The sequence below is a fragment of the Dokdonella sp. genome (assembly GCF_039926425.1).
Classification (GTDB): Bacteria; Pseudomonadota; Gammaproteobacteria; order Xanthomonadales; family Rhodanobacteraceae; genus Dokdonella_A.
This window is the reverse complement of sequence record NZ_JBDSWZ010000089.1, coordinates 1-14115: the sequence shown is the minus strand read 5'-3', so window position 1 is coordinate 14115 and position 14115 is coordinate 1. Positions and strand designations below refer to the sequence as shown.

General features: G+C 63.1%; 15 protein-coding genes. 10 read left to right on the top strand and 5 right to left on the bottom strand.

Annotation, left to right across the window (positions count from 1 at the left end):
- Positions 1 to 22: 22 nt before the first annotated feature.
- The 6 genes from mutL (at position 23) to ABIV12_RS05820 (ending at position 5498) form a co-directional block, all read left to right on the top strand.
- Positions 23 to 1849 carry a DNA mismatch repair endonuclease MutL gene (gene mutL / locus ABIV12_RS05845; RefSeq protein ID WP_348057207.1) on the top strand — a complete coding sequence of 609 codons (1827 nt, stop codon included), beginning with the start codon at positions 23 to 25 and terminating at the stop codon, positions 1847 to 1849.
- Positions 1850 to 1902: 53 nt separating this feature from the next.
- Entirely contained in the window at positions 1903 to 2811 is a 909-nt protein-coding gene (locus tag ABIV12_RS05840; protein WP_348057205.1) for a DUF1684 domain-containing protein, read from the top strand.
- 245 nt (positions 2812 to 3056) lie between these two features.
- Complete coding sequence (locus ABIV12_RS05835; RefSeq protein ID WP_348057203.1) at positions 3057 to 3707, top strand: FKBP-type peptidyl-prolyl cis-trans isomerase N-terminal domain-containing protein; 651 nt, start codon at positions 3057 to 3059, stop codon at positions 3705 to 3707.
- Between the two features lie 116 nt (positions 3708 to 3823).
- Positions 3824 to 4018 carry a DUF1289 domain-containing protein gene (locus ABIV12_RS05830; RefSeq protein ID WP_348057201.1) on the top strand — a complete coding sequence of 65 codons (195 nt, stop codon included), beginning with the start codon at positions 3824 to 3826 and terminating at the stop codon, positions 4016 to 4018.
- A complete protein-coding gene (locus tag ABIV12_RS05825) occupies positions 4009 to 4638 on the top strand; it encodes a CoA pyrophosphatase (RefSeq protein WP_348057199.1) in 630 nt (209 codons plus the stop codon). Before ABIV12_RS05830 ends, ABIV12_RS05825 begins: the two co-directional genes overlap by 10 nt.
- Positions 4635 to 5498, top strand: coding sequence for a sulfurtransferase (locus ABIV12_RS05820; protein WP_348057197.1), 864 nt, complete (start codon positions 4635 to 4637; stop codon positions 5496 to 5498). The genes ABIV12_RS05825 and ABIV12_RS05820 overlap by 4 nt, the downstream gene beginning before the upstream one ends.
- Positions 5499 to 5551: 53 nt before the next feature.
- Here the strand turns inward: ABIV12_RS05820 and ABIV12_RS05815 are convergent, their stop codons facing one another.
- Together ABIV12_RS05815 and ABIV12_RS05810 are read right to left on the bottom strand one after the other, a co-directional pair.
- Positions 5552 to 6307, bottom strand: a complete 756-nt coding sequence (locus ABIV12_RS05815; RefSeq protein ID WP_348057195.1) for an enoyl-CoA hydratase/isomerase family protein — start codon at positions 6305 to 6307, stop codon at positions 5552 to 5554.
- Between the two features lie 66 nt (positions 6308 to 6373).
- Positions 6374 to 7807 (bottom strand): DUF4139 domain-containing protein, encoded by a 1434-nt coding sequence (locus ABIV12_RS05810; RefSeq protein ID WP_348057193.1) that lies wholly within the window; start codon positions 7805 to 7807, stop codon positions 6374 to 6376.
- Between the two features lie 61 nt (positions 7808 to 7868).
- Here ABIV12_RS05810 and ABIV12_RS05805 point away from each other — a divergent pair, with 61 nt between their 5' ends.
- Positions 7869 to 8321, top strand: a complete 453-nt coding sequence (locus ABIV12_RS05805) for a copper chaperone PCu(A)C (protein WP_348057191.1) — start codon at positions 7869 to 7871, stop codon at positions 8319 to 8321.
- On the opposite strand, the gene ABIV12_RS05800 is transcribed toward ABIV12_RS05805, so the two are convergent.
- The gene (locus ABIV12_RS05800; protein ID WP_348057189.1) at positions 8282 to 8776 is read right to left on the bottom strand and encodes a thioesterase family protein; all 495 of its coding nucleotides are present in this window, start codon (positions 8774 to 8776) and stop codon (positions 8282 to 8284) included. The two genes, ABIV12_RS05805 and ABIV12_RS05800, sit on opposite strands and share 40 nt — an antisense overlap.
- Positions 8773 to 11661, bottom strand: coding sequence for an excinuclease ABC subunit UvrA (gene uvrA, locus ABIV12_RS05795; RefSeq protein ID WP_348057187.1), 2889 nt, complete (start codon positions 11659 to 11661; stop codon positions 8773 to 8775). The genes ABIV12_RS05800 and uvrA overlap by 4 nt, the downstream gene beginning before the upstream one ends.
- A gap of 293 nt (positions 11662 to 11954) precedes the next feature.
- Between uvrA and rplU the strand changes: the two genes are divergently transcribed.
- The 3 genes from rplU to cgtA all read left to right on the top strand — a co-directional run bounded on the left by rplU (position 11955) and on the right by cgtA (position 13781).
- On the top strand, positions 11955 to 12284 hold the full coding sequence (gene rplU / locus ABIV12_RS05790) for a 50S ribosomal protein L21 (protein ID WP_348057185.1): 330 nt from the start codon (positions 11955 to 11957) through the stop codon (positions 12282 to 12284).
- Between the two features lie 3 nt (positions 12285 to 12287).
- Positions 12288 to 12545, top strand: a complete 258-nt coding sequence (gene rpmA, locus ABIV12_RS05785; RefSeq protein WP_348057183.1) for a 50S ribosomal protein L27 — start codon at positions 12288 to 12290, stop codon at positions 12543 to 12545.
- Positions 12546 to 12725: 180 nt separating this feature from the next.
- On the top strand, positions 12726 to 13781 hold the full coding sequence (gene cgtA, locus ABIV12_RS05780; protein ID WP_348057181.1) for an Obg family GTPase CgtA: 1056 nt from the start codon (positions 12726 to 12728) through the stop codon (positions 13779 to 13781).
- A gap of 77 nt (positions 13782 to 13858) precedes the next feature.
- Here cgtA and rpsT read toward each other — a convergent pair whose 3' ends face one another.
- Positions 13859 to 14113, bottom strand: a complete 255-nt coding sequence (gene rpsT, locus ABIV12_RS05775; protein ID WP_348057178.1) for a 30S ribosomal protein S20 — start codon at positions 14111 to 14113, stop codon at positions 13859 to 13861.
- Between the last annotated feature and the right edge of the window lie 2 nt (positions 14114 to 14115).

Sequence of the window (14115 nt, the reverse complement as noted above, 5' to 3'; positions counted from 1 at the left end):
CAAACCCCCATGCGGTTTCATCATGTCGCGCATCCGCTCCCTTCCCTCCGACCTCGTCAACCAGATCGCCGCGGGCGAAGTCATCGAACGCCCCGCGTCGGTGGTGAAGGAGCTGGTCGAGAACAGTCTGGACGCGGGCGCGCGACGGATCGACATTGATATCGAGCAGGGCGGCGCGGGCCTGATCCGCATTCGCGACGACGGCAGCGGCATTGTCGCCGACGATCTGCCGCTGGCAATCTCCGCGCATGCCACCAGCAAGATCGCTTCCTTCGATGACCTCGAACGCGTTGGCACGCTGGGATTTCGCGGCGAAGCTCTGCCATCGATTGCGTCGGTGTCCCGGTTCGCGCTGATATCGCGTCGTATCGGTGCGGAATCGGCGTGGCGCATCGAGGTCGACGGAGGCAAGCCGCGTACGCAAAGTCCGGCGCAGCTTCCGGTCGGCACTCAGGTGGACGTCCGTGATCTTTTCTACAACCTGCCCGCGCGACGCAAGTTCATGCGGGCGGAGCGGACCGAATTCGGCCATATCGACGAGCTGGTCAAGTCGATCGCGCTTGCGCGGAACACTGTGGAATTTCGCCTGAGCCACAACGGCAAGCCGGTGCGGATGCTGAAAGTGGCGCAGGATGCCGACGAAGGTGCACGCCGCGTGGTCGACGTGCTCGGCGACGAATTCCTCGGGCAAAGCCTGCGCGTCGACCACGCGGCAGCGGGGCTTCGATTGCACGGGTGGGTCGGTCTCCCGACCGCATCACGTTCGCAGGCCGATCAGCAGTACTTTCACGTCAACGGTCGACTGGTCCGCGATCGGCTGGTTGCGCATGCCGTCCGCCAGGCCTACGCCGACGTGCTGTATCACGGCCGACATTCGGCGTTCGTGCTGTTCCTCGAACTCGATCCGGCACTGGTGGATGTCAATGTCCATCCCGCCAAGCACGAGGTGCGATTTCGCGAGGGACGCCTGGTGCACGATTTTCTCTATCGCACACTCAACGACGCACTCGGCGGTGCGCGAGCGGGCGCGCGCCGGATCGATGCCGTGGCCGACATGGGGGGAGTGGTCCAGGGCGCGTTTGCATCCGGGGCGCCGTCATCGGGTGCGTTCGCGATGTTCAGGCAGTCTGGGCTCGGCCTTGGAGTTCGCGAGCCGCTTGCCGACTATGCCGCGTTGCTCGGATCGTCGCGTTCGCTGCCCGCTTCATTGGGTGGTGGAGATGCCGGTCGTGCGGGTGTCGGCAATGATCCGCAAGCAACCGACATTCCACCCCTCGGTTTTGCGCTCGCGCAACTGCACGGAATTTATGTTCTCGCGGAGAATGCCAACGGCATGGTACTGGTCGACATGCATGCTGCGCACGAACGCATCACCTACGAGAAACTCAAGCTTGCGCAGGACGGAGAGGGCATCCGTTCGCAGATGCTCCTGGTGCCGATCTCTCTCTCTCTCAGCGAACGTGAGGCGACCGCAGTCGAGGAGCACGGCGAACGCTTCGCGCAACTCGGCTTCGATGTCGCCCGCAGCGGGCCGCAAAGTGTCGCGGTGCGCAGGATTCCGGTTCTCCTCGACGGCGCTGACGTTCCGCAGCTCGTGCGCGACGTGATTGCCGATCTTGCGGTGCATGGCGAATCCAGGCGGGTCGAGGAAAGCACGAATGAACTTCTCGGCACGATGGCCTGTCATGGCTCGGTGCGCGCAAACCGCCGCTTGACGGTTCCCGAAATGAACGCGCTGCTGCGCGAAATGGAGGCGACCGAACGGTCCGGCCAATGCAATCACGGACGACCGACCTGGGTGCAACTGGCCATTCCCGAACTCGATCGACTGTTTCTGCGCGGCCGCTGATCCGTTAGTCTCGCGCCCTTTCCGAATCCGAACACCCCAGAGGAAGCTTCTCAATGCTGAAAGTCATCGCTCTCGCCGCGGCAAGCCTCGCCGGAGTCCAACTCATGTCCGCCAAAGTCGATTCTTCCAGGCCCGCGGGCGACTACACGCGGCAGATCGAAACCTGGCAGGCGCAGCGCCTCGAACGGCTGAAGGCGCCGAATGGTTGGCTCAGCCTGATCGGCCTGCATTGGCTGAAGGATGGCAAGAACACGATCGGCAGCGCAAAGGGCAACGACCTGGTTCTGGCGAAGGGGCCGGCACGGCTCGGAACCATTTCCGTCGCGAACGGCAAGGCGACCATTGAACTGGACGCAAAGGCCGAAGCGACCATCGATGGCAAGAAAGCCACGTCGGCGGAACTGCTCGATGACAGCCACGAAAAGCCGACCACGATCGCATTCGGAACGGCGAGCTTCCATCTGATCGATCGCAACGGCAGAAAGGGATTGCGCGTGAAGGATACGGCGGCTGAGACGCTGACGCACTTTGCAGGCATCCAGACGTTCCCGATCGATTCCGCGTGGCGGATCGAGGCGAAGTGGGACGCCTACGCGCCGGCCCATAGCCTCGATGTCCCGACCGTGCTCGGCACCGTCGACAAGATGCAGGTTCCCGGCAAGGCGACGTTCACGCACGGCGGCAAGACGTATTCGCTGCTGCCGGTGCTGGAAGACAAGGATGCGAAGGAGTTGTGGTTCATCTTCGCGGATCGGACCAGCGGAAAGGAAACCTATGCGTCGGCTCGTTTCCTCTACGCCGACATGCCGAAGGACGGGAAGGTCGTGATCGATTTCAACAAGGCCTACAATCCGCCGTGCGCATTCACCCCTTACGCGACCTGCCCGCTGGCTCCGCCGGAAAACCGGCTCGATCTGTCCGTGACGGCAGGCGAAAAGAAATACGCCAAGGATCATCGTTGACGGATGGCACGCCGGGTCCGAGACCCGGCGTCTACCAGCAGGGCTTTCGACGGTCCCCATTCAGGGGCAAGCTGCATGATGCAGCGTGGGTGACGGGTGAGCGTTGAACGTTTGGTCGTCCGGCGATGTCCACATGGCGCTCGCGTTGGACCCACGCCCCCCCTCGGTTACACTACCGCGCTTTTCTACCCGGTATGGATTCCGGGGCGGTCGCAGATTCGCAATTCCACTCCGGAGACACAGGCATGAAGTTTGGTTGGTCATTCGCCCTTGTGGCGTTGTTCGTGACGGGGTCCGCCGCAGCGCAGGACATCACGTCGGATAAGGGCAAGATTTCTTACGCGATCGGCTTTCAGATCGGCTCCGGACTGGTCGATCGCAGCATGGACGTCGATATCGCAACGGTCACCCGGGCGATCCAGGATGCGTACGGCAAGAAAACACCGGCGGTGCCCGAAGCGGCGATGAAGGATGCGCTCGCCAAGCTCGAAGGGAAGATGAAGGCAGAGGCCGAAAAGACGCTCAGCCAGAACAAGAGCGAATCGGATACGTTCATGGCGCAGAACCGCTCGAAGAAGGGCGTGATTGTGCTGCCGAGCGGCGTGCAGTATCGAACGATCGAGGACGGCACCGGCAAGACGATCGTCCCGACCAGCGAAGTCACCTTCCATGTGCGTGTCTCGCTGACCAGTGGCCGCGAAATCCGCAGCTCCTTCGTCGGCGAGCCGATCAAGGCCAAGGTGTCGGACATGCCGTCGATCTTCGGGACGAAGCTGCTGCCCGAAGTGATCCAGAAGATGAAGGCGGGCGACCACTGGACGATCTTCCTTCCGCCGGAACAGGCGTCCGGAAACCAGGTCTTCATCTGGGAAGTCAAGATCATCGACGTGAAGTAATCGCGCTTGATGCTGGAGAGTTCGTCGTCCGGTTCGATGTGCAACCAACGACGAGTTCTCCGATGAGGTCGCAGACGCCGCGTTCCGACGCGGCGTCTGCATTTGAAGAGGACGCAATGACGGCACCGCTCCATCCACCCGTTCTCAGTCCGTGCACCGGCGTCTGCGTCCTTGGGCGAGACGGCTACTGCGACGGCTGCCTGCGCAGTGGCGACGAGATCGCCCGTTGGATCGCGATGGACGACGCGCAACGCAGGGAGTTGATGGAGCACGCGCTGCCTCTGCGGGAATCGCTGCGCACATGCGGTTGAACCCGATCCATTCTCCGCAGGCGTCGCGTCTTCGGCGTGCGGTTCGTGGACTCTCCGATCCGCCCACTGCGACTGCGTGGAACGCCGGCGAGCTCGCCGATGTGTTCGATGCATCCTTGCCACGTCGACCGGCCGCGGTGCTGGTTCCCTTCGTTGGTCGTGGGGACGATTTGTTCGTGCTGTTCACGCGTCGCAGCGAGCGCTTGCGGCATCACGCCGGGCAGATCAGCTTTCCCGGCGGAGGCGTCGATGCAGGCGATGCGGATGCGGTCGCTGCAGCACTGCGTGAAACCCATGAGGAAACCGGTATCGAACCGGCGCTGGTCGATGCATTCGGTTATCTCGACCGCCTCGATACCGTATCGGGTTACCGCGTGACGCCGGTGGCCGGTTTCGTCGACGAAAGCTACTGCGCGCGCCTGCAGGAAGATGAAGTCGATGAGGTGTTCGAAGTCCCTCTCGCATTCATCGTCGATCCGGCGAGCCTGTCGCGGGAGCGTATCCTGTGGCGCGGGATCGAACGCGACATCCTTGCGTTCCAGTGGGAAGGTCGGCGCATCTGGGGAGCGACCGCAGCGATCCTGAAGAATCTGCTCGATCGACTGGAGGCTGCACGATGAACCTGCGCACGCTGGTGTCCGCGAATGAACTGGCGGCAATGCAGGCGCAGCGCGCAGTCCTCGTCGTCGACTGCCGATTCGACCTCGCGGACCCAGGCAAAGGCGAGCGTGATTCTGTCGACGGCCACATCCCCGGATCGGTCTACGCAAACCTCGATCGCGATCTTTCGGATCTGTCGCAGCGCGGCGTCGGCCGTCATCCGCTGCCGAATGACGACGGGTTCTCCGCGTCGCTGGCTCGTTGGGGATGGCTGCCGGGAAGCGCAGTGGTCGCCGTCGACGATGCCGGCGGAGCGCTTGCCGCTGCGCGCCTGTGGTGGCTCCTTCGACTCGCGGGTTGTGCCGACGTCGCCGTCCTCGACGGCGGCTTGAACGCGTGGCGTGATGCAGGTTTCGAGTTCGAGCGCGGCGTCGCGAAGCGCGACGCGACGAACGTGTCGGTCCGCGTCGGTCGCGACGGAGTCGCCGGGTTCGACGAGATCGAACGGCGTCGCAACGACGGTTCGATGGTTCTGATCGATGCGCGTGCAGCGCCGCGATATCGCGGCGACCTTGAGCCGCTCGATCCGGTGGCCGGGCACGTGCCGGGAGCCGTCAATCGTCCGTTTTCGATGAATCTCGATGCCAGCGGCCGCTTCCGGCCAGCACTCGATCTTCGCAATGAATTCCAGCGCCTGATCGGCAATCACGACGCGCGGGATGTCGTGCACATGTGCGGATCAGGTGTCACTGCGTGCCACAACCTGCTGGCGATGGAACACGCCGGTCTCGACGGATCGAGACTGTTTGCGCCTTCGTGGAGCGGCTGGGTCAGTGATCGTTCGAGACCAGCGGAAACCGGTTCACCCGGCGAGAACTGACCCACGTCGATGGCGCCGTTGCAGCCGCTCGATCGATTCGCGCGCCTCGTTGCTCATCCGCGCGACTTGAGTCGCGCGACGAGCGCCGCGAGTGAGCGCTGTGCCTCGGGGGCAAACCACCCATCGAGGAATTCGTCGACTGGCAAACGCGCCGGATCGGCAAACACCTCGGCAAGATCGGCGCGTGCCATCCTGCGTGTGGCGCTCATCGCCTGTGGTGGCAATCCGAGCAGTTCGCCGAGCCAGATCACCGCGCGTGCAACAACGAGGTCGGTGTCGACCAGCTCGTCGACCAGGCCGACGACATGCGCCTGCTCCGCGTCGAGCATTGCACCTTCGACCATCAAACGTTCCGCGCGATACGTGCCGACGAGGCGACGCAACGCCATCTGGATGCATTCGGGCACGGACAATCCAACCTGCACTTCGTTGAGCCCGATCTTGAACGCGCCGCGCGCCATGATCCGGTAGTCGCACATGATCGCAAGCACCGCGCCGCCCGCGGGCGCGTGGCCCGTGATCGCGGCAACGACAGGAATGGGCGCGCGCGCGAGTGCCGCACAGAGCCCGAAAAAATCTCCCCAGAAAACACGGAAGGCAGCGCGATCCAGCTGCATCAGCGCCGGCACGTCGAGGCCTGCGGAAAACATCCCTGGCGAACCGGAAAGCACGAGCGCGCGAGCACCGTGGCCAGGGCTTGCCTCGACAGCCTCACGCAGGAGTTTCACGAGTTGCGGATCAAGTGCGTTGACCGGCGGGCGCGCGAGTCGCAGTTCGTGGATGTCGTCGTGCTGGATGAGGTCGAGCATGCGTGATTCCTGATGGCGAAACGTTGCAAATTCGGTCGTCTTTCGAAGTCGATGCGGGCCGAGTAGTTATTCGTCGCTGGCGGACCACACGTAGCGCACCAGATAGTCGAGTGTCGCCTTGCCGTTCGCGGGAACCGGCACGCGGAACTCCAGCAGGTCGGGCGTCTGCTTGTCCGGCTTCTGGCTGGATGACACGACACTCCAGGTGCGCCAGCGAAAGTGATGCTCGCGCACCGTGATCGAACGCGCCGAATTTCCGCTGTTCGTCAACGTGACGCGAAATCCCTCGTCCATTTCCCGCGCTGCCTTGTCGACGCTGAAGACGGTTCGTTCGCGCGTCGCGGCAAGGTCGAACGCGACGCCGAGGCCAACGTCCACACGTCGGCCTTTTTGCACATCGCCAATACGGTTTTCGCCAAGCAGTTCGACGCGGCCATCCTTGTCGGCGACCAGTGCGCGCAAGTTGCCCGCCGGCAGGTTTTCGGTGGCGGAAAAGGTGAGCCGACTCAGCACCGGACCACTTGCCGGTTCTCCGATGTCTGTCTGGAGCACCGGCTTTTGTCCATACCCCCAGGTTCCGTTATCGAACACCCATTGGCGTTCGCATGGAAGCTCCCGGGTTGGATAAAGCGGCACCTGCGTGACACTTGCATCCGGAAGATCGAGGGAGCCGTCGAGCGTGTAACTCCGGTAGTCGCCGAGCGAGGACTGCTGCGGCGCTTCCTCGGGCGCAGACGCCGCCATCGCCTTCATCATCATCGGCCGACCGCCGCCGCCTTTCGCGAAATTCGGTGCGCCGGCGATCAGCTTGATGAGCGCGGCGGGAAAATCGCGCCCGCTTCGATTCGCGATGCTGGCGAGCGCATCGAGCCGAAGGCTGCACTCTCCGGGCTGCAACAACGCCGAATAGGCGGCGCGCCAGCCGAGTCCTGAAGTGGGATAGGTCAGCGTCACATTCGCAGCGCCGGCTTTGCCGTCGACCACGACTTGCAGCGTGCTGCCGGGCAGGCCCTTGCCGGCCGGAAACATGATGCGCACGTAGTCACGCACGTAGCCGATGCGTCCGTCGGCATCGCGCACGCCGAGATTCCCGCCGTCGAGCGCGACCAGCGTGCCGTCTGCAACGATCCTGCCATCGTTCCCGATGACTTCGACGCGCTCGCCGCGGTGTGCTGCGAGTGCTCCGCCGTCACCCGCCGAAACGATGCGCTGTGCCAGTACGCGACCCGCGTTGCCGAGATTGATTGCGACTGCTTCGGTGTCGAGCATGGCGGGCAATCCATCCACGACGACCGTCTGCCGAGAGCCGGTCAGTTGCAACGTGCGCTCTTCGTGAACGACCGAGTGGCCCTCATTCACCGGAGAACTGCCGCTGTCAAACAATGCGTCGCCATCGCTGCGATAAATCGTCAATGCGGGATCTGTGGCGCGGGCTGCGGTCACGGTTGTGAGAACGGCCATTGCAAGAAGCGGCGCGACGAATCGGCGAAGTGGGCGCATGGTCGCATTCCGGTTGCGGAGGGGAGGTGTCGCTATGATAGCGATCACGAAGGAGATCGCCATGCATCGTTCACGTCTGCTGATCACGAAAGTTGCATTCGCCGCGCTCGTCGGCGCAAGTCCCGCACATGCGGCCGGAAAGCTCACCGTGCACGATGCGTGGATCCGCATGCCGCCTCCGGGTTCGGAGATGTCAGCCGGATATGCAACGCTTGCGAACACCGGAGATGAGCCGATTTCAGTGCTGACCGTGCAGAGCAACGCGTACCGGATGACGTCGCTCCACGAGACAGTCACCAGCGGAGACGTCTCGAAGATGCGCGAATTGCATCGCCTGAAGATCGCTGCGGGGGAAACCATTCAGATGAAGCCCGGTGGCAAGCATCTGATGTTGATGCAACCGCGCCGCGACATTGCAGTGGGCGAGAAAGTCGAGATGATGTTCCTGCTTCTCGACGGAACCAGGGTCGAAACCTATTTCGACGTGGTCCCTGCAGACGCCAGCGGCGACTGACACGCCGCGCGGATCGCCGCGGGCAATGCAATCGACTGCCCGCTCTTGCGATCGATCCACACCAGCACGGTGTCGCCATCGGCGTAGAGTCGTGTCGCGTCGGATGACGCGGTGATCCGGTGCGCAATCGTCACCGACGAGCGACCGACCCGCTCGATCCGCAATTCCACGACGATATTCGCAGGCCAGGTCAGTTGCTGGCGGAAGTTGACATGTGCCGCTGCGACGACCGGCATCTGCGCGTCGTCGAGCCAGGCGCCATCAAGACTCGTCATCCAGTGCAAACGCGCTTCCTGCACGTAGTCGAGGAATGCGGCGTTGTTGACGTGATTGAACGCATCCAGATCGCCCCAGCGCACCGACAGCGGCACGCGGATGATCGCAGTTGCCGACTCAGCCGCTTTCGGTGCGCTGGGGCGGTCGCCGTGTCCGTCGGCGTTTGAAGGCGCGTTCATGCCGCAGCCTTTCGCGCGCGCGTGGGCGTTCGCGCCGGCTCGATCCCGAGCGTCCGTGCGAGGAAGTGCCCGGTGTAAGACGATTTCACCTTCGCGATCTGTTCGGGAGTTCCCGTAGCGAGGATGGTGCCGCCGCGTTCGCCGCCGTCCGGTCCGAGATCGATGACCCAGTCGGCCGTCTTGATCACGTCGAGATTGTGTTCGATCACGACGACGGTGTTGCCGTCTTCCGAGAGGCGGTGCAAGACCTTCAGCAGCTGCTCGATGTCGTGGAAGTGCAAGCCGGTGGTCGGTTCGTCGAGGATATACAGCGTGCGGCCGGTGTCGCGCTTGGACAACTCGCGCGACAGTTTCACGCGCTGTGCTTCGCCGCCCGACAGTGTGGTCGCACTCTGGCCGAGCTTGATGTACGAAAGGCCGACATGCATCAGCGTTTCGAGCTTCCGTGCCAGCACCGGAACCGGTTCGAACAGCTTGAACGCGTCTTCGACCGTCATGCCGAGCACGTCGGCAATCGTGTAGCCCTTGTAGGTGATTTCCAGCGTCTCGCGGTTGTAGCGCTTGCCGTGGCAGACATCGCAGGCGACATACACATCCGGCAGAAAGTGCATCTCGACCTTGATCAGGCCATCGCCTTCGCACGCTTCGCAGCGGCCGCCCTTCACGTTGAAACTGAAACGACCCGGGCCATAGCCGCGCGAGCGCGATTCGGGAACCTGCGCAAACAGTTCGCGCAGCGGCGTGAAGAGGCCCGTGTAGGTCGCAGGATTCGAGCGCGGCGTGCGGCCAATTGGCGACTGGTAGATGTCGACCACCTTGTCGAACAATTCCATTCCCTCGACGTCGCGGAACGGCGCTGGCTTCTCGTTCGCGCCGTTGAGTTCGGCCGCGGTGTGGCGGTACAGCGTGTCGTTGATCAGCGTTGACTTTCCCGAGCCCGAAACGCCCGTTACGCAGACAAACAGACCCGCCGGGATTTCCAGATCCACGTTCTTGAGATTGTTGCCGGATGCGCCAAGGATCCGCAGCATTTTTTCCGGGTCCGGCTTGCGGCGCTTCTTTGGAATGTCGATGCCGCGCTTGCCGGAAAGGTACTGGCCGGTCAGCGACCGCGGTGCCTTGAGGATCGCCGCAATATCGCCCTTGGCGACCACTTCACCGCCGTGCACGCCTGCGCCCGGTCCGATATCCACCACATAGTCGGCGAGGCGAATCGCATCTTCATCGTGTTCGACCACGATCACCGTGTTGCCGAGATCGCGCAGACGCTTGAGCGTACCGAGCAGGCGTTCGTTGTCGCGCTGGTGCAAGCCGATCGACGGTTCGTCGAGCACGTACATCACCCCGACGAGTCCTGCCCCGATCTGCGAGGCGAGACGAATACGCTGTGCCTCGCCGCCGGACAGTGAATCGGCCTGGCGGTCGAGCGTGAGATAGTCGAGCCCGACGTCAACGAGGAAATGCAGGCGTTCGCGAATTTCCTTGACGATCTTCACGGCGATCTCGCCGCGCCAGCCGGCGAGCTTGAGCGTCTTGAAGAACGCGAGTGACTGGTCGATCGGCAACGCGGTCAGCGCGGGCAGATTGCGATCGCTGACGAACACGTTGCGCGCACTGCGGTTGAGGCGCTGGCCGCCGCAGTCGGGACACGGTCGGTCGCTGATGTATTTCGCGAGTTCCTCGCGCACGGCCGACGATTCGGTCTCCTTGTAGCGCCGCTCGAGATTCGGGACGATGCCTTCGAACTTGTGCTTGCGCGATACTGCGCCGCTGGCGCCGGTGGTGTACCGGAAACTGATTTGTTGATCGCCGGACCCATTCAGAACGTTGTTGCGGATCGACGCCGGCAGTTCGTTCCACGGGGCGTCGACGCTGAAGCCATAGTGCTTCGCCAACGACTGGATCAGCTGAAAATAATACTGGTTGCGTCGATCCCATCCTCGCACCGCGCCGGCAGCGAGACTGAGCTGCGGATTGACGACGACGCGCGCCGGATCGAAGAACTGGCTGACGCCGAGGCCATCGCACGACGGACATGCGCCGACCGGAGAGTTGAACGAGAACAGACGGGGCTCCAGTTCCGGCAGCGAGTAGTCGCAGACCGGGCACGAAAACCGCGAGGAGAACGTGACTTCCGCCGTCTTCGGCGCCGCCTTGTTGCTGATGCTGGCGTCCAGCTCGACCAGGATCGCGATTCCCTCGCCAAGCCTCAGCGCGGTTTCGAACGATTCGGCAAGCCTCTGCTTGATGTCTTCCTTGGGGCGGAAACGATCGATGACCACTTCGATCGTGTGCTTCTGTCGCAGTGTCAGCGACGGCACCGCATCGAGTTCATGCACGTATCCATCCACCCGCACGCGGACGAAACCCTGCGCACGCAACTGCTCGAACACCTGCACGTGCTCGCCCTTGCGCTCGCGAATGACCGGCGCGATCAGCATGAAGCGCTTGTCGGGATCGAGCGCGAGCGTCGCGTCGACCATCTGGCTGATCGTTTGCGCTTCGAGTGCAAAGTCGTGATCCGGGCAACGCGGCGTCCCGACGCGCGCGAACAGAAGCCGCAGGTAGTCGTAGATTTCGGTGATCGTCCCGACGGTCGAGCGCGGATTGTGCGATGTCGCCTTCTGTTCGATCGCGATCGCCGGCGACAGGCCTTCGATGTGGTCGACGTCCGGCTTCTCCATCACCGACAGGAACTGGCGCGCGTATGCCGACAGCGACTCGACGTAGCGGCGCTGGCCTTCCGCGTAGATCGTGTCGAATGCGAGCGACGATTTGCCCGAACCGGACAGGCCGGTAATCACGATCAGCTTGTCGCGCGGCAGATCGATGTCGATGTTCTTGAGGTTGTGCGTGCGGGCGCCGCGGATTCGTATCATGTCCATGACGCAGGCAGATGGGGGAAACGCCCAATATAACAACCGCGACCTGTCTGATCGTCTGCGATTTTTTTGCGCATTCAGACTTCGGATCGTCCGCGTCCCGAGATCGGTCGCCGGGGGAGCGCCTTCAGGCGCGATGCCTGGCGGGGCCAATGGCAGCCGAAGTCGCTCCCGTAAAGCGCTGCTTCTGCTGCGCGTCCGGTTGCCTTGACCGCCTCGTCCCGCTAGAATCCGCGGTCCTTTTCGGTCAATCCCGGAAAGTTGGCGGTTTTCAGAATAACTACAGAGGCATAGCCATGTACGCAGTCATTGTCACGGGCGGTCGTCAGTACCGCGTGGCGCAGGGGGAGACCCTGCGTGTGGAAAAACTCGAGGGCGATATCGGCTCCGAGATCAAGCTGGATCAGGTCCTGATGCTTGGCGAAGGCGAGGGCATCACCCTCGGCGCGCCACTCATTGCCGGGGCGCTGGTCACGGTGAAGGTCGTTTCGCATGGTCGCGCCGACAAGATCCGCATCGTCAAGTTTCGTCGCCGCAAGCATTTCCGCAAGGAAACCGGCCACCGGCAGCATTACACCGAAATCGAGATCGTCGGGATCACCGGCGCGTCGGGCAAGAAGGAGTAAGTCATGGCACATAAGAAGGCAGGCGGCTCAACCCGCAACGGTCGCGACTCCAATCCGAAGTATCTCGGCGTCAAGGTGTTTGGCGGCCAGGCTGTGAATGCCGGAAACATCATCATTCGCCAGCGCGGAACCCGTTTCCACCCGGGCGTCGGCGTCGGTCTCGGACGCGATCACACGATCTTCGCGATCGTGGGCGGCAAGGTCGAGTTCCGCGTCAAGGGCGCGAACGCGCGCAAGACGGTCAACGTCGTTCCGGCCTGATTGGCTGGTGACACGTTTGCGGAAGGCCCCGCCGCGCGCGGGGCTTTTCGTTTCTGACACAGGGAATGGGCGATTCGGGACCGACCGATCGATGCCTCATTTTCGCCTCACGATTGCCGTGGCCGCTGTCGGTCCTGCCTTCGCCTCGCCCCAAATTCCATCCACACTCCCGGCCTTCCCATGAAATTCGTCGACGAAGCAGTCATCCGCGTCTATGCCGGCAACGGTGGCAACGGCTCCGTCAGTTTCCGGCGCGAGAAATTCATTCCGTTCGGCGGCCCGGATGGCGGCGATGGCGGCAGCGGTGGAAGTGTCTGGCTGGTCGCGGACGAGGGACTCAATACATTGATCGACTTCCGTCACCAGCGCAGCTATCGCGCCGAACGCGGCGAGAACGGCATGGGGCGCCAGATGGCGGGGAAAGGCGGCGTCGATACGGTCATTCGCGTTCCTGTGGGCACCGTCGTCATCAATGTCGACACCGACGAGCAGATCGGCGACCTCGCGACAAACGGCGAGCGCCTGCTGGTGGCGCAGGGTGGGCACGGCGGCCTCGGCAACGTGCATTTCAAGACGTCGGTCAATCGCGCGCCGCGCCGGGCTGGTACTGGCAGCGCCGGCGAAGAGCGTGAACTCAAACTCGAATTGAAAGTGCTGGCAGATGTGGGCCTGCTCGGATTCCCCAATGCCGGCAAATCCACGTTGGTCCGTGCCGTCTCGGCCGCAACGCCGAAGGTGGCTGATTACCCGTTCACCACATTGCAGCCGCATCTGGGTGTGGTGCGAATCGAAACGGACCGCAGTTTCGTGATCGCCGACATTCCCGGGTTGATCGAGGGAGCCGCGGATGGCGCCGGACTCGGCATCCAGTTCCTCAAGCATGTCGCGCGCACGCGCCTGCTGCTGCACGTGGTCGATCTTGCTCCGATGGACGGGATCAGCGACCCAGCCGCCGAGATTCGCGCCATCGAGAAGGAGCTCAAGGGATTCGACCCGGAGTTGCTGAAGCGGCCGCGCTGGCTGGTCTTCAACAAGGTGGACCTGCTGCCGCCCGAGGATCGCGAGAAAGCGGCCAAGGCGATCGTGCGCAAACTGAAGTGGAAGCATCCCTGGTATCTGGTTTCCGCAATTGCGCGCGAAGGCACCTGGCCACTATGTCTCGATATCCAGCGCTTCTTTGACGAGCAGAAACTCGCGGCGGCGGAGGCTGCCGAAGCTGAGGAGCAGGGCATCTGATGGGACGTCGGGTGCCCGATTCGGACACGAAAAAGCCGGCTTGCGCCGGCTTTTTCGGGACCACCTGCAAGCCTCGATCAGGCAAGCGCGCGGATATGCGCGGTCAGGCGGCTTTTATGACGCGAAGCCTTATTCTTGTGGATCAGGCCGCGCGTGGCGTACCGGTCCATCACCGGCTCGGCAATCTTGAACGCGGCTTCGGCTTTCGCCTTGTCCTTCGCTTCGATCGCCTTGACGACGTTCTTGATCGCGGTGCGAACCATCGAACGCGCGCTCGCGTTGCGCTGGCGGTGCTGCTCGGACTGGCGCGCACGCTTCTTCGCGGATTTGATGT